Origin of the sequence: Paenibacillus cymbidii (genome assembly GCF_004764705.1) — a bacterium.
Lineage (GTDB): Bacteria > Bacillota > Bacilli > Paenibacillales > NBRC-103111 > Paenibacillus_AN > Paenibacillus_AN cymbidii.
The window spans coordinates 18,249-41,286 of sequence record NZ_SHLX01000050.1 but is presented as its reverse complement, the minus strand read 5'-3'; the positions used below and the strand labels follow the sequence as shown (position 1 = coordinate 41,286).

Annotated in this window: 16 protein-coding genes and 2 riboswitches; of the genes, 14 read left to right on the top strand and 2 right to left on the bottom strand. The window is 60.2% G+C overall.

Annotated features, from left to right (window positions below; genetic code table 11):
- Positions 1–354: 354 nt before the first annotated feature.
- A complete protein-coding gene (locus EXY20_RS36720) occupies positions 355–1,233 on the bottom strand; it encodes a carbohydrate ABC transporter permease (protein ID WP_135557410.1) in 879 nt (292 codons plus the stop codon).
- A 52-nt stretch (positions 1,234–1,285) separates the two neighbouring features.
- A complete protein-coding gene (locus EXY20_RS36715; RefSeq protein ID WP_235886380.1) occupies positions 1,286–2,146 on the bottom strand; it encodes an ABC transporter permease in 861 nt (286 codons plus the stop codon).
- Between the two features lie 329 nt (positions 2,147–2,475).
- Here EXY20_RS36715 and EXY20_RS36710 point away from each other — a divergent pair, with 329 nt between their 5' ends.
- The 14 genes from EXY20_RS36710 to purB all read left to right on the top strand — a co-directional run bounded on the left by EXY20_RS36710 (position 2,476) and on the right by purB (position 23,027).
- Positions 2,476–4,167 carry a type 2 periplasmic-binding domain-containing protein gene (locus tag EXY20_RS36710; protein ID WP_135557408.1) on the top strand — a complete coding sequence of 564 codons (1,692 nt, stop codon included), beginning with the start codon at positions 2,476–2,478 and terminating at the stop codon, positions 4,165–4,167.
- Between the two features lie 138 nt (positions 4,168–4,305).
- Positions 4,306–6,087, top strand: a complete 1,782-nt coding sequence (locus EXY20_RS36705) for a sensor histidine kinase (protein ID WP_167859777.1) — start codon at positions 4,306–4,308, stop codon at positions 6,085–6,087.
- A complete protein-coding gene (locus tag EXY20_RS36700; protein ID WP_135557406.1) occupies positions 6,062–7,690 on the top strand; it encodes a response regulator in 1,629 nt (542 codons plus the stop codon). The genes EXY20_RS36705 and EXY20_RS36700 overlap by 26 nt, the downstream gene beginning before the upstream one ends.
- 36 nt (positions 7,691–7,726) lie before the next feature.
- Positions 7,727–9,073, top strand: a complete 1,347-nt coding sequence (locus EXY20_RS36695; protein ID WP_135557405.1) for a GH39 family glycosyl hydrolase — start codon at positions 7,727–7,729, stop codon at positions 9,071–9,073.
- A gap of 89 nt (positions 9,074–9,162) precedes the next feature.
- Positions 9,163–10,698, top strand: coding sequence for a glutamine-hydrolyzing GMP synthase (gene guaA / locus EXY20_RS36690; RefSeq protein ID WP_135557404.1), 1,536 nt, complete (start codon positions 9,163–9,165; stop codon positions 10,696–10,698).
- Positions 10,699–11,317: 619 nt separating this feature from the next.
- Complete coding sequence (locus EXY20_RS36685; protein ID WP_135557403.1) at positions 11,318–12,034, top strand: response regulator transcription factor; 717 nt, start codon at positions 11,318–11,320, stop codon at positions 12,032–12,034.
- A complete protein-coding gene (locus tag EXY20_RS36680; protein ID WP_135557402.1) occupies positions 12,027–13,283 on the top strand; it encodes a HAMP domain-containing sensor histidine kinase in 1,257 nt (418 codons plus the stop codon). Before EXY20_RS36685 ends, EXY20_RS36680 begins: the two co-directional genes overlap by 8 nt.
- A gap of 411 nt (positions 13,284–13,694) precedes the next feature.
- A complete protein-coding gene (locus tag EXY20_RS36675; protein WP_135557401.1) occupies positions 13,695–14,378 on the top strand; it encodes an ABC transporter ATP-binding protein in 684 nt (227 codons plus the stop codon).
- A complete protein-coding gene (locus tag EXY20_RS36670) occupies positions 14,375–16,873 on the top strand; it encodes an ABC transporter permease (RefSeq protein ID WP_135557400.1) in 2,499 nt (832 codons plus the stop codon). Before EXY20_RS36675 ends, EXY20_RS36670 begins: the two co-directional genes overlap by 4 nt.
- Before the next feature lie 106 nt (positions 16,874–16,979).
- Positions 16,980–17,080: riboswitch (purine riboswitch) on the top strand.
- 135 nt (positions 17,081–17,215) lie between these two features.
- Positions 17,216–18,616, top strand: a complete 1,401-nt coding sequence (locus EXY20_RS36665; RefSeq protein ID WP_135557399.1) for an NCS2 family permease — start codon at positions 17,216–17,218, stop codon at positions 18,614–18,616.
- A 213-nt stretch (positions 18,617–18,829) separates the two neighbouring features.
- The gene (gene mscL, locus EXY20_RS36660) at positions 18,830–19,264 is read left to right on the top strand and encodes a large-conductance mechanosensitive channel protein MscL (RefSeq protein ID WP_135557417.1); all 435 of its coding nucleotides are present in this window, start codon (positions 18,830–18,832) and stop codon (positions 19,262–19,264) included.
- Positions 19,265–19,702: 438 nt separating this feature from the next.
- A riboswitch (purine riboswitch) is annotated at positions 19,703–19,804 on the top strand.
- A 225-nt stretch (positions 19,805–20,029) separates the two neighbouring features.
- Positions 20,030–20,515, top strand: coding sequence for a 5-(carboxyamino)imidazole ribonucleotide mutase (gene purE / locus EXY20_RS36655; protein ID WP_135557398.1), 486 nt, complete (start codon positions 20,030–20,032; stop codon positions 20,513–20,515).
- Positions 20,512–21,708, top strand: coding sequence for a 5-(carboxyamino)imidazole ribonucleotide synthase (gene purK / locus EXY20_RS36650; RefSeq protein ID WP_135557397.1), 1,197 nt, complete (start codon positions 20,512–20,514; stop codon positions 21,706–21,708). The genes purE and purK overlap by 4 nt, the downstream gene beginning before the upstream one ends.
- 23 nt (positions 21,709–21,731) lie before the next feature.
- Positions 21,732–23,027, top strand: coding sequence for an adenylosuccinate lyase (purB, locus tag EXY20_RS36645; RefSeq protein ID WP_135557396.1), 1,296 nt, complete (start codon positions 21,732–21,734; stop codon positions 23,025–23,027).
- The last annotated feature ends 11 nt before the right edge of the window (positions 23,028–23,038 follow it).

The window sequence follows — 23,038 nt, the reverse complement described above, 5'->3', positions numbered from 1 at the left end:
AAGCAGATTGGTTACTTGGCGGGAGGGTAGAATGCCGCGCTTTGTGCAGCGTGTCTGCTTGGAGATTTTTAAAACATGGACGAGTGGCGGGAGCGGAGAGCGGGGGTTGGGGTGGAGAAGCTGAGCGCTTCTGTAAGAAAGCGGCTTCGGAAGCATACGCTGCGTTCGCCTTTGTTTTCCGGATTCCCCTTGGCCTGTTCGTTCGAAGTATCCGGAAAACAAGAAGCGATCGGAATCCCAACCCCCCGCGCGCAGCGGGAGCCGATATCGCCGGTCTCACGCAGGTGTGTATCGATTCTTTTCGAAGGCACTTTATTGCCGACGACTAAACGGGTGACTTGTCAGCGGCCGCCGCTACTCCTTCACCGCCCCGATCACCAGCCCCTTGACGAAATACTTCTGCAGGAACGGATAAACCGCGAGAATCGGCAGCGCGCCGATGAACACCTGGGCCGCTTTTACCGTTTCGTTGGTGACGTTTTCCATGCTTTCTTTGCTGAGCGTAATTTTGGTCGTATCGATCTGGATCAGAATCGTTTGCAGAAAGGTGGCGAGCGGGTAGTTTTCCGCCTTGTTGATATAGATGAGGCCGTCGAACCACGAGTTCCAGTGGCCGACCATCGTGAACAGCGACAGCGTCGCCACCGCCGGCAGCGAAATCGGCAGGAACACGGCGGCCAATATGCGAAACTGCCCGGCGCCGTCCATCAGCGCGGCTTCCTCCAGCTCCTTCGGCACGCTGCGGAAGTAGCTCATCATCAGCACAAGCATCCAGACATTGATCGACATCGGCAGCACAAGCGCCCAAATCGAATTCATCAACCCCAACTTCTGCACGACGATGTATGTCGGCACCAGCCCGCCGCTGAACAGCAGCGTCACGACAAAAAACCACGTGTACACCGAACGCCGCCGAAAGACGGAACCGTCCTTGGACAGCGGATAGGCGGCGAGCAGGGTGACGAGCATGCCGAGCGCGGTGCCGAGCGCCGTCCGTTCCACCGCAATCGCCAGCGAGCGCAAGAAGCTGGGGTTGTCCAGCGTCTTGCGGTAGGCGTCGGTGGTGAAGTCGATCGGCCACAGGCCGACCAGATGCGCGCCCGCCGGCCCTCGGCCGCTGAGCGACACGGCCAGCGTATGCACGAGCGGCACGATGCACGATACGGCGATCGCGGCCAGCACGATATAGTTGCAAGCGTTGAAAATGCGATAAGGCGTCGTTTTGTAGTACATGGTCGCTACCTCCGTGCGAATGGGAAAATGGAACGGGAAACCTCCCGCTATTTTAAAAAATCCGGTAATTCGCCGCCCGTTTGGCCAACTGGTAGACGAGCACGACAAGCACGCAGCTGATGACCGATTTGAACAGCCCGATTGCGGAGGCGAAGCTCATGTTGTTGCCGAGAATGCCGGTCCGGTACACGAAGGTGTCGATGATGTCGCCCTTGGCGTACACGAGCGGGTTGTATAAATTGAAAATTTGGTCGAAGCCCGCGTTGAGGATGTTGCTCAGCTCAAGAGTCGCGCACACGGTAATGATCGGCAGCAGCGCCGGCAGCGTGATGTGGAGCGTTTGCTTCCAGCGGGACGCGCCGTCGACTTCGGCCGCCTCGTAAAGCGAAGGATTGATGCCGGCCAGCGAAGCCAAATATATAATGGTGCTGTAGCCGAACTCCTTCCAGATATGGCTGACGACCGCCGTGAAGCGGAACCAGTCGCCGTCGCCGAGGAAAAAGACCGGCTTGATACCGAACAAGCCTGCCAGCATCCGGTTGACCAGCCCGCCGTCCGGCGACAGCAGGTCGATCAGGATGGAGCCGAGGATGACCCACGACAGAAAATGCGGCAGATAGACGAGCGTCTGAACGAGACGTTTGAACGCCATTCGGCGAATTTCGTTCAGCAGCAGCGCAAACGCCGCTGGAACGGCGATGATGAAGGCGATTTTGAGACAAGCGATAATCAGCGTGTTCGCGATCACCTGGCGGCTGTCGAGGCGGTCGAACATGCTGCGGAACTGATCGAGGCCGACCCACTGCGAGTGCAGGAAGCCGGTCCACGGCTTGAAGTTTTGAAAGGCGATGACGATGCCGAGCATCGGCAAATACTGAAACAGCAGCGCCAGCGCAACGGCCGGCAGCAGCATAAGATGAAACGCTCCCGTCCGCGAGCGGAGCAAACGTTTGCCTGCCGGCGAGCGGCGAGCGTTCGTCAAGGCCGGCGAGGTGTCCGAGTTCATGGGGCAACCCTTCTTTCGTTCTGGATGTCAGCTGTGCGACCAGTGTAGCACACGCCGGACGGCGCCTGAATATGGCGTTGTTAACTTGGGATGACGTTCTGTTAACGCCGCGACCCCGCCTGCCGCCGGCTTAAGAAAACGACATGCGGCGGTTAACAATGCGGTATTTTCACAGCCGCGACGGCTGCCTTACGATGAACTTGCACGACCAACTATGCGGGACAGGGGGCTTACGAATGCAACAACCAGGTTTGCGCAAAAAACAACTGCTGCTGCTTGCCGTGACACTCGCCGTTACGGCGACAGCGGCAGGCTGCTCGAAGAGCGGCGGCGCGGGCGAAGGAGCGGCTTCGCCGTCGGCGACGGCGGGCGGCGAGCTGAAGCCGACGAACGGCAAGTTCGATCCGCCGGTGACGATTACGACCGTGCGCGGCATGCCGGCGGCGGCGACGTACAAAAACGGCGAAACCGCCGACAACAACGTGCATTACAAGTGGGCCAAGGACAAGCTCGGCATCGAGATCAAAAACCTGTGGTCGGTCGTCGACACGAACGCCGCTTACGGCAACAAGCTGAAGCTGGCGCTGTCGGCCAACGAGGAACTGCCGGACATCTTGTACGCCGAAGGGCAGGTCGCCCAGCTGCTGATCGAATCCGGCAAGTTCCAGGACGCGGGGGCGCTGTTCGACAAGTATGCAAGCGAAACGTGGAAAAACGCGATGAAGGAAGATCCGTCCGTCTGGAACGAATACGCCCGCGGCGGCAAACGGTACGGCATTCCGATGCTCGATTACGACTACAACAACGATCCGGTGCTGTGGGTGCGCGAGGATTGGGCGCAGAAGCTGAACGTGTTGGCGCCGAAAACGCTGGACGATTACGAGAAGCTGCTCGACGCGTTTACGAACGGCGATCCCGACGGCAACGGCAAGAAGGACACGTACGGCGTCGCTCCGGCGTTCAAGGCGACCTACAACGATTCGTTCAACCTCGGCTGGGTGTTCGGCGCTTACGGCGCGCTGCCGAATACGTGGACGAAGGCGGCCGACGGCACGCTGGCCTACGGCTCCGTGCAGCCGCAAATCAAGCAAGGGCTGGCGAAGCTGCGGGACTGGGCGGCCAAAGGGTATATTCCGACGGAAGCGGGCCTGTGGGACGCGGGCAAGGCGGGGGCGTTCATGGCCGCGGGCAAAGCCGGCACGTTCTCCGGACCGTATTGGTCGGAAGCGTGGCCGATGGGCGACATGAGCAAAAACGATCCGAACGCCAAGTTCGTCACTTATCCGCTGCCGACCGGCTCCGACGGCAAAAGCATGCATTTCAGCACGCATCCTTACAAGGGCGGCGTATTCATCAACAAAACGATGAAGCATCCGGAAGTATTTTTCGCTTACGCCAATTATTTGTTTGACAACGAGGCGGATCCGAAAGCCGGCAGCGAGTTCGAGAACGGCTGGGCCAAAGGCTACGACTGGGACCTCGTCGACGGCAAAGTCACGACCGACCTGACGAAAATTCCCGGCGGCGGCGTCCGCGTCTTCTTCTACAGCCTGCTGCCGCAAGGCGCGCGCATCCCGTCGCAGAACGTCAAGGCGCTGGTCAAGCTGGCGCAAACCGGCAAGCCGGAAACGCCGTACGAATCGTATTGGAACACGCTTGCCCCGGACATCGAGAAGAAATCGGCCACCAACGTGTGGAACCAGAAGCAGTTCGCCGTCAGAGGCGAGTTTACCGCCGGGACGACCGCAACGATGCAGGAAAAAGGGGACTATTTGAACAAGCTTGAAATGGAAACGTTCGGCGCGATTATCGCCGGCAGCAAGCCGCTCGACGAGTTCGACAAGTTCGTGCAGACGTGGAAGGCGCAAGGCGGCGATAAAATCACGCAGGAAGTAAACGAGTGGTACAAGTCGGTCGCGCAAAAGTAAACGGCCTAACCGGCGGCGGCCCGCTGTCCGCCGCCTGCAATCGCTTCGCTGCCGCTTCCGCCGGGCATGCTATAATGGGGGCATTTCAGCCGGCGAAACCGGCAGGACGGACGGTGGGCCATGTTTCGGCGGTTCAACATGTTTACGAAGGTCGTCGTGATCTTCCTGCTGCTGCTCATTCCCGTCATCGCGCTCTATACGTATTCGAACCAGGTGTCCGTCGCCGTCGTGCGCGATGCGGTCAAGACGATCAATTTTAACCAATTGTCGTTTCTCGGCAAGCAGATGGACGGTCAGGTCGAACGGTTGTCGACGAACGCGATTTTGTACGCCAACGACCCGATGACGCAGGAGCTGCAGTACGAAACGATGTCCGGCGACACCTCGGACCGGATCAACACGATCCGCATCATTCAGGACCATATCAACCTGCAGGCGGAAATTTCCAGCTGGAACGCCGACATTTCGCTCTATTTCCGCACGGCGCAGCAAGTCGTTTCGACGCTGCGCGACGTGTTCGACTTCGACGAGCGCGACTTGCCGTCCGCGCCGACGGGCGGATGGCAGTATGTGAAAGCCGATGCGGGCGCCGAAGCCAGATTCAATTGGTTCGCCTATTATCCGGTGTACGCCTACAACCGGCCGCAGGAAGCGAAAATCGTCGTGCGCATGAGCTTCGGTTCCGGGCATCTGCAGGACATGCTCGACGAATACAAGGCAAACGGCCAGGGCGATCCGTTCCTGTTCCATCCGGCGTACGGCGTGCTGACGAACCGCACGCCGCAGGCGGATCACGTCGGCGAGCTGGCGGCCTATTTGCAGGGCGCCAGTCTCGGCGTTTCGGACCCGGCGCTGACGATCCGGCTGAACGGCCGCCAATACATGATCAGCTACATCCGTTCGAACAATCTCGGCTGGTATCTGGTCGATTACATTCCGATGCAGGATGTGCTTGCGCCGATTACGAAGAGCCGCAATCTGTTTTACGGCTCGACGGTGCTGCTGCTGACCATCTGCGTCGTCGCTTCGTTCATGCTGTACCGCAACGTGCAGGTGCCGGTGCGCCGGCTCGTGCAAGGCGTGCAAAAAATCAAACGAGGCGACTATTCGGCGCGGGTGAAGGACGTAGGCGCCGGCGACTTTTCGTTCCTGTTCTCGCGCTTCAACGAAATGACGCAGCAAATCCAGGAGCTGGTCGAAACGGTGCACGTCGAGCAGCTTCGTTCCCGCGAGGCGCTGCTCAAGCAGCTGCAGTCGCAGATCAACCCGCACTTTTTGTACAACTGCCTGTATTTCATCAAAAACGTGGCCAAGCTCGGCGATCGGGAAGCCGTTGTGGCGATGGCGCTCAATCTCGGCGACTATTTCCGCTACACGACGCGCCTGGTGAACCAAACCGCGCTGCTGCGCGAGGAAATCGACGTGATCGTCAACTACTTGACGATCCAGAACCTGCGCATGGAGAGGCTGGAGTTTACGATCGCGATACCGGAGGAAATGAACGGGCTGGCGATTCCGCGCCTGTTTCTGCAGCCGATCGTCGAAAATGCGATCGTACACGGCATCGAACCGCTGGAAGGGCTGGGCGTCATCGCGATAACCGGCATGCGGGACGAGGACGGGCTGCGCGTTGCCGTCGAGGACAACGGCGTCGGGATGTCGGACGAAGCGCTCGCCCGGCTGCAGGCGCGCATCGCGAGCGGCGAAGAAGAGGAAGGCGGCAGCACCGGCCTGTGGAACGTCGACAAACGGTTGTCGCTGATGTACGGTCCCGGCTCCGGTGTGTATGTGTCGCGTTCGGCGCTGGGCGGATTGAAGGTGGAAGCCGTGTTTCGGCTCGCGGGCGAAGCGGCGGTCACGCCGGCAGAAGACGGGCGGAAGGAGGCGAAGCCGCATGTACCAGCTGATGATCGTGGATGACGAACCGACGGCCGTCGACAGCCTCGCGGAAACGATAGCATGGAGCGAGCTGGCGATAAGCGCCGTGTTCCGCGCCTATTCCGCAAAAGAGGCGCTGCAGCTGGCCGAAGTCGAGCGCATCGACATCCTGATTACCGACATTCGGATGCCGGGGATGAACGGCATCGAGCTCATCCGCCGCATCCGCGAGTCGAACCCCCGAACCGCGTGCGCGCTCGTCACCGGCCATGCCGAATTCGATTATGCACAGCAGGCGATCCAGCTGCAAACCGCCGATTATTTGCTCAAGCCGGTCAGCGACGAACGGCTGATCGCCGTCGTGAAGGCGATTGTGGATCGGCTCGGGCGGGATCGCGAGCAATATGCGGCGTACCGGCTCACGCAGATGGCCTTGCAGGAGCAGATGCCGGCGCTGCGCGCGAACCTGCTGCGCGAGCAGCTCGGCCGGCGCCCGCACGGCAGCGCTTCGCTGGACGGCAGGCTCGAGCTGTTCGGCTTGCCGTTCCGCTGCGGCGACGCGCTGGTGCTGGCGCTCGTCAGACTGGACGGCGACGCGCGCGACTCCAGCTGGCAAGACCGCGGCCTGTTCGATTTTGCCGTCCGCAATTTGGCCGAAGAAACGTTCCGGCCGCATTTTGCCGTCTGGTCTTGTCTGGACGCACACGAGTTGTTCGTGCTTGCGGCGGTATATGCGCCGGAGCGGATGACGCCGGAGGAAGCGCGCGCGACGGCCGTGCGGCTCGGGCTGCAGCTGCAGCATAACGCGAAGCATTATTTGAAAAGCGAGCTTTCGGTCGTTGTCGGCGGCGGCGGTCGGCTGCCGGACGAGATCGGCGAACTGTACCGGGAAGCGCTGGCGGTCATGCGCCGGGGCATCGGCGCCGATACCGGGCTGTTCGTGACGGTGGACGCGCAGCAGGAGCCGCCGGTCGTGCCCGCGCTGCAATCGTTGCACCAGGCGCCGTCGCTTGTCCATCTGTTCGAAGCCGGCGTCTTTGAAGAAGTGCGCCGCAAGCTCGGCGACGTATTCGCCGAACTTGCGGCGGCTCCCGGCGTTGCCCGCGAGCATTTGTCCGAGGTGTACCACACGGTCGTTGCCGCCGGCTACCACTGCGCGCACGTGAACGGCAAAACGTTCGCCGACTGGTTCGGCAAAGCCGGCTTCGAGCCGGCGCAGCCGCCGGACGCCATGACGCTGGCCGAGCTGCGCGAATGGGCGTTCGGGCTGTGCGATCGGCTGTTCCGCGAGAACCGCAAGGACATCCTGGACTCGCGCAAGCTGACGATCGCCCGGGTGATCGACTTCATTCACGCCCATCTGGAGGAGGACGTTTCCTTGCAGCGGCTCGCCGGGGAGGCGAACTGGCATCCGGTTTATTTGTCCAAGGTGTTCAAGCTGGAAACCCGCGAAGGCTTGAGCGAGTATTTGTTCCGCGTGCGCATGGAACGGGCGGTTCAACTGCTGGCGACCAGCGAGATGAAAATTTACGAGGTAACGGCCAAGGTCGGGTACCTCAACGTGCCGCATTTTATCAAAGTGTTCAAAAAAACGTTCGGCGTCACCCCGCAGGAATACCGGGAACAAGCGCGGACGAACGACTGACGGGGCGCCGACGATCATACGGAGGTTTCGGGCATCATGAGTGAAATTGCGATTGACTTCAGCCGCAGCGCGGGTGCGATCAAACGGCTGCACGGCGTCAACAACGGGCCGGTCGGCTACGGCGAACTGATCGATGTATCGCATCATTTTACGGAGGCGGGCATTCCGCTCGTGCGGCTGCACGATCCGAACTGGCCGTATCCGCGGGAAGTGGACATTCATACGATCTTTCCCGATTTCGACCGCGATCCGGACGATCCGGCGAGCTACGACTTTTCCCGCACGGACGCGTATGTGCGCTCCGTTATCGCGACGGGGGCGCAGATCGTGTATCGCCTGGGGCAAAGCATCGAGCATACGGCGATCAAATATTACGTCCACCCTCCGCAGGACTTTGCCAAATGGGCGCGCATCTGCCTCGGCATCGTCCGTCATTACAATGAAGGCTGGGCGAACGGCTTCCATTACGGCATCCGCTACTGGGAAGTGTGGAACGAGCCGGACAACGGCGACAGCGGCGTGATGTGGTCGGGAACCGAGCAGCAATATTTCGAGCTTTACCGCGTGACGGCGACGGCGCTCAAGGCGCACGACCCGCAGCTGCAGGTCGGCGGCTACGCGGCGTGCCGGCTTGAGCTGCCGTGGCTGCCAAACTTTTTGGCGTTTTGCCGGGAGCATCGGCTGCCGCTCGACTTTTTTTCGTGGCATACGTATACGATCGATCTGGACCGGCTGACGCGCAATGCGCGGAGGATTCGCGGCTTGCTCGACGAATACGGCTTTGCCAAGACGGAAAGCCATTTGAACGAATGGAATTACGTCGACTTGGCCGATTGGAAAAAGAAGCTATGGTCGCCGACGCCGGAAGCGGAGCTGGCGCGCCGCGCCATGTTCGAGCGGGCCAAAGGCGTCGAAGGCGCAGCGTTCGCCGCCGCCGCGCTGATGGCGCTGCAGGATTGCGGCGTCGACCAGGGCAATTACTACGACGGCCAGCCGAGCGCGCTGCTGTGCGGGCTGTTCGACTACTACGGCGTGCCGCAGAAGACGTATCATGCGTTTCGCGCGTTTCACGTGCTGGCCGGGCATTCGCGGCGCGTTGCCGCTGCCGTTGACGGGGAAGCGGCAGGCATCGTAGTCTGCGCGGGAATGGACGAAGCCGGCGACGCCGCGGCGCTGGTCGCGAACCTTGGCGCGGGGCGCGTCTGCACGATCCGGCTGGACGGCTTGCCGGACGGGGCGGCCTACGCGGGCGAAACGCTGCTGCTTGACCGCGAGCGCGACTTGGCGCCGGCAGCGTCCGTCGCCGGTTTGCGCGCGGGCGGCGCGGCGGAAGCATTCGTGCCGGAGCACGGCGTGCTGCTGCTGAAGCTGCGCCGGCAATAAGGCGCAGCGGCGTTCCGCTTTCCTTGACTGCATCCGCCCCGTTTGACTATAATTATCGGTATTATTGCGGAGGGCAGGGCGGAACATTAATGAAACCGAATGAAATCGTGGTCGTTCTCGATTTTGGAGGACAGTACAATCAATTGATCGCCAGACGCATTCGCGATCTGGGCGTTTACAGCGAGCTGCTTCCTTATAATACGCCGGCGGCGAAGCTGCGCGAGCTGGCGCCGAAAGGGATTGTGTTCTCCGGCGGGCCGTCGAGCGTGTATGAAGCGGGCGCGCCCCAGGTCGATCCGGGCGTGTACGAGTTGGGCGTGCCGATTCTCGGCATTTGCTACGGCATGCAGCTGATGGCGCACCAGCTGAGCGGCAGCGTGCAGCGCGCGGCGAAACGCGAATACGGCAAGGCGGAGGTCGATTTTGCCGCCGCTTCCCCGCTTGCGCACGGCCTGGACAAGCGCCAGCAAGTGTGGATGAGCCACGGCGACATGGTCGCGGCGCTGCCGGAAGGCTTCGTCGTCGACGCCAGCACGGACCATGCGCCGATCGCCGGCATGAGCCATCCGGAGAAACGGATGTTTGCCGTACAATTCCATCCGGAAGTGCGGCATTCGGTGCACGGCAACGAGCTGATCCGCAACTTCCTGTACCGGATTTGCGGCTGCGAAGGCAACTGGAGCATGGAGACGTGGATCGAGGACACGGTGCGCAGCATCCGCGAGCAGGTTGGCGGCGGCAACGTGCTCTGCGCGCTGTCCGGCGGCGTCGATTCGTCCGTTGTGGCGGCGCTGCTGCACAAGGCGATCGGCGAGCAGCTTACGTGCATGTTCATCGACCACGGCTTGCTGCGCAAAGGAGAGGCGGACAGTGTCATGGACACGTTCGTCGGCAAGTTCGACATGAAAGTGGTCAAGATCGACGCTAGCGTTCGGTTCCTTGGCAAGCTGCGCGGCGTCGAAGATCCGGAGCAGAAGCGGAAAATTATCGGCAACGAGTTTATTTATGTGTTCCAGGAAGAGTCGGCCAAGTTCGCCGATTTTGAGTTTCTCGCCCAGGGCACGCTTTACACCGACATTGTCGAAAGCGGCACGGCCACGGCGCAAACGATCAAGTCGCACCACAATGTCGGCGGCCTGCCGAAGGATATCAAGTTCAAGCTGGTCGAACCGCTCAAGGAGCTGTTCAAGGACGAAGTGCGCAAGGTCGGCGAAGCGTGCGGCTTGCCGGATGCGATCGTCTGGCGACAGCCGTTCCCGGGGCCGGGTCTGGCGATTCGCGTGCTCGGCGAAGTGACGGAGGAGAAGCTGACGATCGTGCGCGAGTCGGACGCCATCCTGCGCGATGAAATCGGCAAGGCCGGGCTTGATCGCGAGATTTGGCAATACTTCACGGCGCTGCCGAACATGAAGAGCGTTGGCGTCATGGGCGACGGTCGCACGTATTCGCATACGGTCGGCATTCGTGCGGTAACGTCGATCGACGGCATGACCGCCGACTGGGCGCGCATCCCGTGGGAAGTGCTGGAGCGCATCTCGAACCGGATCGTCAACGAAGTCGAACACGTCAACCGCGTCGTTTACGACATCACGTCTAAGCCGCCGGCGACGATCGAGTGGGAATAGGCCGCACGCGCTGCGGTCGCTATAGGGAAGCAGGGGCGTCGCCATGTGCGGCGTCCTTTTCGTTGGTCGCTCATTGAAAAATAGACCTTAAAAAATGGCTTATTCGCCTCAATTTCCTAGGTCCATCGAAAATAGCCAGTGAAAACACTGGCTATTCGGGCCAAACGGCCTCGAAAACGTACAATCCCAAGAAATAACCAGTGTTTTCACTGGCTATTCTGTTGCGAAGGTTACTTTTGCAGGCAATAGCCAATAAAACATGGCCTATTTTGAAAAGTGACTTTCTTGCGGGGGATAAGCGGCATGTATCGCGCAAAGTCGGGGGCATAAGGTTGAGTTGTCGCCGGCCTACCGTCGCATTGCGCCCGTTTCTTCGGAAAAGTGTTGGAAACAAACCTCTTAAACATACTCTAGGCAACAACCTACGGCAACCATCTGTATGCTCAGTATCCCCTTGGCTCAGTATCCCCTTGGCACAGTCCCCTGGCGAAGTGCGGCAGGGCATATGTGTTGCAGGGGTATTTTGCGCGGAGTGCGTCAATTGTAGTACGATGTCGGCAACAAGCGGAATGCGTCGAGTGCAACCGCGAAAAAACTGCCCAACGAAGGAGACTGCCTCATGCCCCGCATACTGCTGCTTGAAGACGATGAAGTGCTGACGATGGGCCTGCTGTACGCGCTGAAGGAAGCCGGCTACGAAACCGACCATGCGAAAACGGTAGCGGAAGCGCGGCGCTTGTTCGCCGCAGATCGCTACGACTGCCTGCTGCTTGACGTGCTGTTGTCCGACGGCAGCGGGTTTGACTTCTGCCGTTCGGTGCGGGCTTCGTCAGCGGTGCCCGTGCTGTTCCTGACCGCGTGCGATGAAGAGGTGAATGTTGTGCAGGGGCTCGATTACGGCGGCGACGACTACATCACGAAGCCGTTTCGCGTGCGCGAGCTGCTGTCGCGGATCAAGGCGAACGTGCGCCGCTCGGAAGCGGCCGCGGCGGCGGACGGCGAAGCGAGCGCCGCGGCCAAGCTCGTCTCCGGCGCCGTGACGCTGCTGCCGCTGGAGACACGCGCGCTGCTGAACGGCGAACCCATCGACCTGACGCCGGTCGAATTCAAGCTGCTGCTGCTGTTCATGCGCCACCCGCTGCAGACGCTGACCCGCGAACAGCTGCTTGGCAAGCTGTTCGACGAGCAAGGCGAGTTCGTCGACGACAACACGCTGTCGGTCTACATTCGCCGGCTCCGCGAGAAGCTGGAGGACCAGCCGTCGCAGCCGGAGCGGATCGTCACTGTGCGCGGCGCAGGTTATAAATGGAATCAAAGGAGCGGACCCCATGCGTGAACGGCTTGCGGACAATCCCGAAGTGCGGCGGCTCGCGGCCGGTGTGGCGGCGGTGCTGCTGCTTTTTTTGCTCGTTTCGCTGGTTGCCGGCTATTTCCTGACGTCGGCGCTGCATGCCGCGCAGCAGGACCGCAGTCTCGCCATCATCGGCCGGCTGGCGGCTCAGCACCCGGAATGGCGCGACGACGTCACCAAGGCGTTTGCGGCTCCGCTTGCCGGCGCCGATATCGCCGCCGGCAAAGCTGCCGCCGTGCGCTACGGCTTCGACAAGCGGTTGCCGTTGGCGATGAATCGCGATTTCGGCCGGTTTGCAATGGCCGGCGCGGTTGCCGCGACAGCCGGCACGCTGATGCTGGCGATCGCGTTGCTGCTGCTGCTGTGGCGCGTGTTCCGCCGCCTTTACGGCGAAATCGGCGCCTATGCGGTGATGGCGGAGCGCATCGTCGAGGGCGATTTTTCCGTCAAGGCGGTTCGCCCGGCCGAAGGCATCTTCGCCAAGCTGGCGCATCAGTTCAACCAGATGTCCGCCCGGCTGGAGCTGACGCTGGAGCGGCTGCAGGAGGAGAAAGAAGGGATGAAGACGTTCCTCTCCGACATTTCTCACCAACTGAAGACGCCGCTCGCCGGCATCAAAATGATGACCGAACTGCTGCAGGACGGAGCCGCGCAGGACGAAAAAGTGCGGGCCGATTTCCTTGCGCGCAGCGCGGCCCAGATCGAGCGGATGGAATGGCTGATCCGCCAGCTGCTGCTTGTCGCGCGTATGGAGGCGGGCGCAATCGAGTTGAACCGCAAGGAGCAGCCGTTGCGTCTTACGGTGGAGAGGGCCATGGAAACGATGGCCGATCAGGCGGCGGCGGGCGGCCTGAGGCTGACGTTCCGGGCGGAGCGCGCCGCGGCTTCGCCGTTCATGCACGATGCGGACTGGCTGCAAGAAGCGATCGCCAACCTGCTTAAGAACAGCATCGAGCATACGCCCGCCGGCGGCGTCGTCCAGGTTGAGCTCAGCGAAACGCCGGTGCTGGCGAGAGTGCGCATTCGCGACAACGGGGAAGGCATAGCGGAGGAAGATTTGCCGCATATTTTCAAGCGGTTCTACAAAGGCCGCGCGTCGTCGCCTTCGGTCGGCACCGGCATCGGACTGTCGCTCGCCAAGGCGATCGTCGAGCGCCACGGCGGCTTCATCGCCGTGCAGAGCACGCCCGGCCAAGGCACCGTGATGACGCTTACCTTCGCCAAATTTGTCTGACAAGCGGCCGAGTTTGTGACGTTCGTGCCAACTATCGCTACAGGGGAACATGGGATTGTGCGATTATTCACATGAAATGTCTGCTCTTACAGTCAAGTCAGTCACTATTGTATGATTTTGGTACATATCAGCACCACCAAGCACGCAGTTCCGCAAATGTATATGATTTTTCATACATATCAGCGCCGCCAACCTCACACGACATCGAGCAGTTGGGGGGGGGGCCACATAAATAGGCAGCACACATCGTCGGGAAGACGGAACACTTCATGTAAAGCTTACAGAACTGTAAGCTGTGCGTTCACCTGACCGTAAGGTTCGGCGGTTACGATGGATTCATGACGGAAGGATGACAGCAACCGTCCGCAAAAGCAACTTCGCCAACAGGCGAAGCAGTAGGAGGAACCAACCATGGATATCGTACGCACCGTCGGGCTTGCCAAACGATACGGCAAAGGAGATACCCGCGTCGATGCGCTGAGCAACGTCGATTTGGCAATCGGGCAAGGAGAGTTCGTCGCCGTAGTCGGCCCGAGCGGCTCCGGCAAAAGCACACTGCTGCACATGCTCGGCGGGCTGGACCGCCCTACCGACGGCCAGGTGCTGATTGGCGGCAAAGACATTTACGCGCTGCCGGAAACGGAGCTGTCGATTTTTCGCCGGCGGCAGGTCGGGTTTATTTTTCAATTTTACAATCTGATCCCGGTGCTGACCGCGGAGGAGAACATCACGCTGCCGCTGCTGCTTGACGGCAAACCGGCCGACAAAGCTTACATCGAAGAACTGATCGGCCTGCTCGGCTTGCGCGAACGGCGCTCCCATCTGCCGACCGAGCTGTCCGGCGGGCAGCAGCAGCGCGTGTCGATCGGCCGGGCGCTTGCCTACAAGCCGTCGATCGTGCTCGCCGACGAGCCGACCGGCAACCTGGACCGGGCAAACAGCCGCGAGGTAATGGACTTGCTTCGGCTGACGGTAACGAAGTATCACCAGACGCTGGTCGTCATCACGCACGATCCGGAAATCGCCGCCCAGGCGGACCGGGTCATCGGCATCGAAGACGGGGCGATCGTCCGGGACGAGCGGGTGCGCGCATGAAACCGATCACGCACTATCGCCAGCTGACGTTCCGCTACTTGCGGCAGCAGCGCAAACGTTCGATCCTGACGGCAATCGGGATCGTGCTGTCCGTGGCGCTCATGTTCGCTTCGGGCATCATGGGCGAAACGATCAAGGGCCAAGCGCTGCAAAGCGTCAAGGAAAGACAAGGCAATTTCCATGTGGCTTACAAGGGAATTGACGGCAAGCAGCTGGAGCAGCTCAAGAGCAACGCCAAAGTCGAGGAGGTCGGCGTTTGGGTCGACGCGGGCCATATGGCAGGCCCTCGCGACATGCAACTGAACGTGGTCGGAGCCGACGACGGCTACCGCAGCATCCGCGCTTTGAAGCTGGCGGAAGGCCGTCTGCCGCAGGCCCCGGGCGAAATCGCGCTGGAGCGCTGGTACGCCGACAACGACCCGGCCAAGCCGAAAATCGGCGATCGGATCAAGCTCAAGCTTGAACTGTCCGAGGAACAACCGGGCGGAGAAACGAAGCCGGTAGAGACGGAAGCGGTGCTGACCGGATTTTACGTGAACCGCACGGACACCCAACTCAGCGGCCAAGCCATCGCCACGATGACGCTGGAGGGCGCCGCGGCGCTTCGCCAGGCGGATAGCGCCAGCTACAACGCCGCCATCCGCTTCGACAAACACGTCGGCATCCGCAAGGCGATTCCGGAAACGACGCAGGCGATCGGCGCCGGCAGCGAGCAGGCAATTCCGAACATCGCGCTGCTCACCGCGCTCGGCGAAAGCGACGACAGATCCAACAATACGGCGATCAACGTCGTGCAAGGCATTGTGATCGGCGTCATTCTCATCGCAACGGTGGCGGTTATTTACAACTCGTTCCACATCTCCGTGCTCGAGCGCATCCGCCAGTTCGGCGTGCTGCGGTCGATCGGCATGACGCCGCGGCAAATTCGCGTCGTCGTGTTCCGCGAAGCGACAGTGCTGGCGCTGATCGCCATCCCGCTCGGCCTGTTGTGCGGCTGGCTTGCCGTCAAGACGGTTCTTGCCGTGTTTGCCAGCATCGACAACACGGCGACCTTCACCAGCCTGCACATGACGGTGCCGTGGACGATTACGGCGCTGGCCGTCGCGCTTGGCTTCTGCGCGGTGTACGCGTCGGCGTTCGGTCCGGCGTGGGCTGCGGGCCGCGTGTCGCCGCTGACGGCGATCATGCGCAGCAACCAGTTCAACAAGGAGAAGATCATTCGCCGCAAGCGGAGATTGACGCAAGCGCTGCTCGGCATCACCGGCAAAATGGCCGTCGACAACCTGAAGCGCAACCGGCGGAGGTTCCGGATCACGCTGTTCTCGATGAGCATCGGCATTGCGCTGTTCGTGTTTTTCTTCTCCTTCATGAAATTTATCCAGCTGTCGGAGTCGCGCTCCTTCTCCAAGGATTTTGCAGTCGAACAGGCAAGAAGCGATCAGCAGCCGCAAATTACGCCGCAGGAATTCGAAACGATCGCGGAGCTGCCGGGTGTAAAAAAGGCTTACCGAGTGATGCTCCGATCATTGTATGTTCAAGCGCCCGCGGACAAGATGACCAAAGCGCTGATCAAAAAAGTGTGGGACGGCAGCCCGAAAGGCGATTCCTTCGGCATTCCGGCCGAGCTGCTCGGCTACCGCAAGGAAGATTTCAGCCTGAGCCGCGACCGGCTGATTGCCGGCAGCATGGACGCAGAGGAGATGGACCGCGAAACCGGCGTTGTCATCTCGCAGAAAAGCCGGGCCACCGGCGACAATTTGCAAATGACGAATTATAAAGTGGGCGACATGATTCCGATCAGTCTGCAGTGGAACGATCCGGCGAACAAGCCGCAGATCGTCCAGGTTAAAGTGCTGGGCATCCTGGACAAAATGCCGGTTAGCTACCACGGAGGTTCCGAGCAGTATACGATTGTGACGACGGAAGCGGTATTCCGCAAGCTTACCGGGTCGGCCGACGCGTACAGCCGCATCGATCTGGCCGTCGACCGCGACGCCGATTACGGTGCGATCAAGGACCAGCTGCAGCTGGTGGCAGACCGGCTGGAGCCCGGGTATGTGATGGATTTTACGAGCTCGACCGATTCGATGTTGATGGTTGGCATCCTGCTGTACGGACTTGTCGCCGTCATTTCGCTGATCAGCGCCATCAATATCGTCAACACGATCAGCACGAACCTGATTTTGCGGACCAAAGAGTTCGGCACGATGCGCGCGGTCGGCATGACGATGCGGCAGATGCGGCGAATGATCGTCTACGAAAGCATTTCGTACGGCATTTACGCGACGCTGTACGGCGGAGCGGCCGGCGCGCTGCTTTCCTACTGGATGTACCAACAGATCAACAGCTTGCAAGAGTTGCCGTACCGATTCCCGTGGTTTGCCGTCTCCGTGTCGGGTGCCGCTGCAGTCATTATTACGATGCTCGCCTCGCGCGTGCCGCTGCGCCGCATCGAACGAATGGATGTCGTTCAGGCGATCCGCTCGGAAGAGTAAGGTTGAAGAATCATGTTGAAAACCGGGCTTTGCAGTCGAAAAACTGCGAAAAAGTCCGGTTTTTGCATGAAATAAGCGTTTTCAATTTGCCCGCCATCTGATAGAATAGTCGCAGAACCGAATGTTTCGTATAATTCCGGGAATCGGCCCGGAAGTCTCTACGAGATCACCGTAAATGATCTGGCTACGAAGCGCTTGAAAGCATATCGGCTCGGCGACCCTTGCGCGCGGCGAGGCGTGGCCGGAACGCATATTCTTTCTTGTACTGGGAAGCCTAGGATCAATTGGATCCGGGCTTCTTTTTGCATGGCACACCCTATTCAAGTAGGAGGAGTAGCGGCAATGGATCGTTTTTTCAGGCTCAGGGAGAACGGAACAGGTATTCGTACGGAAATTATGGCCGGGTTGACGACATTCATGACGATGGCGTACATACTTGCGGTCAACCCCGATGTGCTGACCGGTTTCGGCAAAACGGGCATGGACTGGTACGCGGTGTTTCTCGCCACTGCGCTGGCCGGCGGCATTTTTACGATCGCGATGGGGCTGTTCGTCAATTTTCCGGTAGCGCTTGCGCCGGGCATGGGGCTTAACGCTTACTTCGCGACGGTCATTCTGTCTTCCGCCGGGACCGGCAAGCCGGTGACGTGGGAGATGGCGCTGACGGCGGTATTTATCTCCGGTATTATTTTTATCATCCTGACGGTGACGCAGGTGCGGCAGCTGCTGATCGTCGCCGTGCCGGACAGCCTGAAGCACGCGATTACGGTTGGGATCGGCCTTTTCATCACCTTGATCGGACTGAAGAACAGCGGCCTCCTGACGGTAGCCGCCGAAACGACCAAAGATGTCAAAGCGGGCGCGTTCACCGACCTGCTGTCGTTTGAAACGATCTTTCATATGGGCAGCCTCGAAGACCACGGCGTGCAGCTGGCGCTTGTCGGCCTGCTGCTGATCTCGGTTCTGATGGTGCTGCGCGTGCCCGGCGCGATTCTGTTCGGCATTCTGGGCACGACGATCGTCGCCATCATTATGGGACAAGTCGACTTCGACACGCTAAGCGATCCGAAAACGCCATGGGCGCCCGATTTCAGCCAAATCTCGTTCGCTTCGTTCGACTGGGACGGCGTCTGGCAAACCGGCATCATTTCGATCATCGCCACGTTTACGTTTGTGGAGCTGTTCGATACGTTCGGCACACTGGTCGGTTCGGCCAACCGCGCCGGCATCATGAAGAATCCGGAAGAAGGCCGCAAGCGCGTCGGCAAAGCGATGCTTGTCGACGCCGTAGCGGTAAGCGGCGGCGCGCTGCTCGGCACAAGCACCACGACGGCCTACGTCGAGAGCTCGGCCGGCATCGCCGAAGGCGGGCGCACCGGTTTGACGGCGGTGACGACCGGCGTGTGTTTCCTGCTGGCGCTGTTCCTCGCGCCGATCGTGGCGCTTATTCCGGGGCCGGCGACGGCTGCCGCGCTGATCATCGTCGGCGTGCTGATGGTGCAGTCGGTCAAGGAAATCGACTTCCAGAACTACGTCATCGCCATTCCGGCGTTCCTGACGATCACGTTCATGCCGTTTACGTACAACATCGCCAACGGGATTTCGTTCGGCATCGTGGCGTACGTCATTCTGGCAACGATCGACAACTGGTTCGGCAAAAAAGGGCACAAGGTGCACTGGCTCATGTGGGTGCTTGCGATTCTCGTCATTGCGCGTTACGCCTGGATCGGCAGCCAGGGCTAAGTTGCCTGAGCCGCTGCCGCCGCGCGGGCAGGGGCATGTTTTGCGAACAAGGCCAATCTCCCGGACGGGGGCTTGGCCTTGTTCGTTCTCGGCAAAATTCGCCGACAAGCAGGAAACCGGGTTTTCCCGTAGAATGTAACTTTCGTGGCAACGGAATCGCAGCATCGGGGATCGGATTGCAAAAATTATCGAAGGAGCTATGCCATGAAAACGGTGTTCAAGGAGTTTCGCACGTTCATCACCCGCGGCAACGTAGTCGATTTGGCGATTGGTGTCATTATCGGCACGGCGTTCAACAAAATCGTTACGTCGCTTGTGAACGACGTTATTATGCCGCCGATCGGCATGCTGCTCGGCAAAGTCGATTTTGCGGACCTGGTAATCAAGCTGGGTAACGGCGAAGACGACAAACCTGTTACGCTTAACTACGGCGCATTCATCAATAATGTGCTCGACTTCCTGATCGTGGCGTTCGTCATTTTTATGGTCGTCAAGCAGATCAACCGCTTCCGCAAGCCGGAACCGGCTCCGGCCCCTGCCGCGCCGAAAGATAAGGAATGCCCTTACTGCTATAGCAAAATTCCGGTGCTGGCGACCCGCTGCCCGGCATGTACGTCGCAGCTGCAACAAGCTGCAGGCGAGAAGTAACGACGGTCCGTCAGTTGAATAGGCCTCCTCTTAAAATAGGCCATGAAAAATGGCCTATTTGCCACTTTTTCCTTGGTACGTCGAAAATAGCCAGTGAAAACAATGGTTATTTTGAGTCAGCCGCCTCAAAATCGAACGTTTCACAGAAATAGCCAGTGATTTCACTGGCTATTTCTGCGTCTTGGGCCATTTATGCCGGAATAGCCAATAAAACATGGCCTATGTTGTCTCGTTGCGATGCGGCGTACGCGGCGTCACCGCGGCAAACGCATGAAGCGGAAGACGAAGGTTACCGTTGTAAGCGTATTCCATCCGCCGATCCAGCGCGAGAAAGGCGAACTTTTTAAAATGAATGTCACAGAATTGTTCGCCTTTCAATGTTGACATGGAAGGTGAGGGGCTGGTAAACTAAAGAGGCGCAAAATCGAACCTTTTGCGTCGAAATCAATCGAATCGCCTCGTATACTTCCGGGAATACGGCCCGGATGTTTCTACCCGGAAACCGCAAATTTTCGGACTACGGGGATCAAATGCAGGAGAGCAGGGAGCGGATGACAGCCGCTTCGTTTGTTCTTTTTTGTCCGTGGAGCGATTTTTTTCTCCGGCACCGTTTCGCTGCGTTTGATCCGTTCGTCGTCCTGTTGGCGGACCCGGCACGGTCGGCCGACGGGCTTTTTGCGCCTCCGCAAGCCGCGGCGGCCGTTATCCAATCAGGTAACAAGGCATACTAAACATAGAATCTTCGGATACGAAAGAGGGGCTGACATGTCCGCGCGAGTCGGAGTCATCATGGGGAGTCAATCGGATTGGGAAACGATGAAGCACGCATGCGACGTATTGGATGAACTCGGCATCGCTTATGAGAAAAAGGTAGTATCCGCGCATCGTACGCCCGACTTGATGTTCGAATATGCGGAAACCGCAGCCGGCCGCGGCATTCAGGTGATTATTGCCGGCGCGGGCGGCGCGGCGCATTTGCCGGGCATGGTCGCATCGAAGACCGAACTGCCGGTCGTCGGCGTGCCGGTCAAGACGTCGACGTTGAATGGGCTCGACTCGCTCCTGTCGATCGTGCAGATGCCGGGAGGCATTCCGGTTGCGACGGTTGCGATCGGACACGCCGGCGCCACCAACGCCGGGCTGCTCGCCGCACAAATCATCGGCGCGTTCGAGCCTGACGTGCAAGCGAAGGTGAAAGCGCGGCGCGAGCAGATCGCCAAGACGGTGATGGAAAGCAGTGAATTGTTATGAATCATACAGCGAAAGCAGCAGCTTCGACGAATGTGATTTTGCCGGGCGGCACGATCGGCGTGCTGGGCGGCGGACAACTGGGGAGAATGCTGGCATTAGCCGGTCGCCATATGGGCTACCGGTTCGTTGTGCTGGATCCGACGCCGGATTCGCCGTGCGGCCAGGTGGCCGACGAGCAGATCGTTGCCGCATATGACGACGCGGAAGCAGCGCGCCGGCTGGCGGCGAAAGCGGACGTAATCACGTACGAGTTCGAGAACGTTGACGCCGGCGTGGCGGCGATGCTGATGGCCGAATCGTACGTGCCGCAAGGCAGCGAACTGCTGCATACGACGCAGCATCGGCTGCGTGAGAAGCGTGCGATCGAGGCCGCGGGCGTCCGCGTGGCGCCGTACGAGGAAATCCGCAGCGCGGAGGAGCTGCGCGCGGCGGTTGCCCGTTTCGGCACGCCGTGCGTACTGAAGACGGCGACCGGCGGCTATGACGGCAAAGGGCAGTGGGTCATCCGCTCCGAAGCCGAAATCGACGAAGCGTATGCGACGCTGAGCAAGGCGCGCACGGAGCTGGTGCTCGAGCAGTTCATCCGCTTCGAGCGGGAAATCAGCGTCATCGCGGCGCGCAGCCCGCGCGGCGAAGTGAAGACGTTCCCGGTCGCCGAGAATATTCACGTCGACAACATCCTGCATCTGTCGATCGTGCCGGCGCGCACGACGGAAGCGGTTTGCCGCGAAGCGGAGAAGCTGGCGGAGAAGATCGCCGCCTCGCTCGGCGTCGTTGGGCTGATCGCGGTCGAGATGTTTCTGACGGCGGACGGCGAGCTGTTCGTCAACGAGCTGGCGCCGCGGCCGCACAACTCGGGGCACTACACGATGGAAGCGTGCGCGACGTCGCAGTTCGAGCAGCACGTGCGCGCCGTCTGCAATTTGCCGCTGGGCGCAGCCGCGCTGCTCTCGCCGGTCGTTATGGTGAATGTGCTCGGCGAACACGTGCAGCCGCTGCTCGATTGGCTCGGCGCCCAGACGGCGGAGCCGGACGGGCTTGCCGTCAAGGTGCACCTGTACGGCAAACACGAAGCGAAAGAGAAACGCAAAATGGGGCACGTCAACGTGCTGACAAGCGATATCGATGGCGCCTTGGCCTGGATCGAGCAGACGGGCATCTGGGCGAAGGAAATCGGCCATTGGAATAAGTAATTATTGAAGGAGCGAATCAAGCGATGATCGAGCGTTACAGCAGGCCGGAGATGGCGGCCATTTGGACGGAGCAGAACAAATTCCAGGCGTGGCTCGAAGTTGAGCTGCTGTCGTGCGAGGCGTGGTCGGAGCTGGGCGTCATTCCGCAGGAAGACGTGCAGAAGCTGCGCAAGAAAGCGTCGTTCAACATCGACCGCATTTACGAAATCGAGCAGGAAACGCGCCACGACGTCATCGCTTTCACCCGCGCGGTTTCCGAAACCGTCGGTCCGGAGCGCAAATGGGTGCACTACGGCCTTACCTCGACGGACGTCGTCGACACGGCGCTCGGCTACTTGCTGCGGCAGGCGAACGACATTCTCGACCGCGATTTGAACATGTTCATCGCCATTCTCGCGGACAAAGCGAAGGCGTATAAGCATACGCCGATGATGGGCCGCACGCATGGCGTTCACGCCGAACCGACGACGTTCGGGCTGAAGATGGCGCTCTGGCACGAAGAGATGAAGCGCAATCTCGAGCGGTTCCGCTTCGCCGCGGACGGCGTGCAATACGGCAAAATGTCCGGAGCCGTCGGCACCTACGCCAACATCGACCCGTTCATCGAGCAATACGTGTGCGGCAAGCTCGGCACGAAGTCGGCGCCGATTTCGACGCAGACGCTGCAGCGCGACCGGCACGCCGAATACATGGCGACGCTGGCGCTCATCGCCACTTCGCTTGACAAGTTCGCGACGGAAATCCGCGCCTTGCAGAAGAGCGAGTTCCGCGAAGTCGAGGAACCGTTCGGCAAAGGACAAAAAGGTTCGTCGGCGATGCCGCACAAGCGCAACCCGATCGGGTGCGAAAGCATTTCCGGCCTGTCGCGCGTCATCCGCGGCCACATGATTTCGGCGTACGAGAACGTTACGCTCTGGCACGAACGCGACATTTCGCATTCGTCGGTGGAACGGATCATTTTGCCGGACGCGACGATTCTGCTCGATTACATGCTGCACCGCTTCGGCAACATCGTCAAAAATTTGACCGTGTTCCCGGAAAATATGAAGCGCAACATGCAAAGCACGTACGGCGTGCCGTTCTCCGGCCGCGTGCTGACGAAGCTGATCGACAAGGGTTTCAGCCGCGAGCAGGCGTACGATACGGTGCAGCCGAAGGCGATGCAGGCGTGGGAGACGCAGCGCTCGTTCCGCGAGATTGTCGAAGCGGACAGCGTCATTCGCGGGCAGCTGAGCCTGGAGGAAATCGCCGACTGCTTCGATCCGAGCTGGCACCTGAAGCACGTGGATACGATATTTGCCCGTCTGGGGCTTGAATAAAAAGGAGGCCG

Coding starts and splice junctions, on each gene's coding strand:
- EXY20_RS36700 (WP_135557406.1), top strand. CDS start 6,062: ATGTACCAGCTGATGATCGTGGATGACGAACCGACGGCCGTCGACAGC.
- EXY20_RS36695 (WP_135557405.1), top strand. CDS start 7,727: ATGAGTGAAATTGCGATTGACTTCAGCCGCAGCGCGGGTGCGATCAAA.
- EXY20_RS36670 (WP_135557400.1), top strand. CDS start 14,375: ATGAAACCGATCACGCACTATCGCCAGCTGACGTTCCGCTACTTGCGG.
- guaA (WP_135557404.1), top strand. CDS start 9,163: ATGAAACCGAATGAAATCGTGGTCGTTCTCGATTTTGGAGGACAGTAC.
- purK (WP_135557397.1), top strand. CDS start 20,512: ATGAATCATACAGCGAAAGCAGCAGCTTCGACGAATGTGATTTTGCCG.
- EXY20_RS36680 (WP_135557402.1), top strand. CDS start 12,027: ATGCGTGAACGGCTTGCGGACAATCCCGAAGTGCGGCGGCTCGCGGCC.
- EXY20_RS36720 (WP_135557410.1), bottom strand. CDS start 1,233: ATGTACTACAAAACGACGCCTTATCGCATTTTCAACGCTTGCAACTAT.
- EXY20_RS36685 (WP_135557403.1), top strand. CDS start 11,318: ATGCCCCGCATACTGCTGCTTGAAGACGATGAAGTGCTGACGATGGGC.
- EXY20_RS36675 (WP_135557401.1), top strand. CDS start 13,695: ATGGATATCGTACGCACCGTCGGGCTTGCCAAACGATACGGCAAAGGA.
- EXY20_RS36665 (WP_135557399.1), top strand. CDS start 17,216: ATGGATCGTTTTTTCAGGCTCAGGGAGAACGGAACAGGTATTCGTACG.
- purE (WP_135557398.1), top strand. CDS start 20,030: ATGTCCGCGCGAGTCGGAGTCATCATGGGGAGTCAATCGGATTGGGAA.
- EXY20_RS36715 (WP_235886380.1), bottom strand. CDS start 2,146: ATGCTGCTGCCGGCCGTTGCGCTGGCGCTGCTGTTTCAGTATTTGCCG.
- EXY20_RS36710 (WP_135557408.1), top strand. CDS start 2,476: ATGCAACAACCAGGTTTGCGCAAAAAACAACTGCTGCTGCTTGCCGTG.
- EXY20_RS36705 (WP_167859777.1), top strand. CDS start 4,306: ATGTTTACGAAGGTCGTCGTGATCTTCCTGCTGCTGCTCATTCCCGTC.
- purB (WP_135557396.1), top strand. CDS start 21,732: ATGATCGAGCGTTACAGCAGGCCGGAGATGGCGGCCATTTGGACGGAG.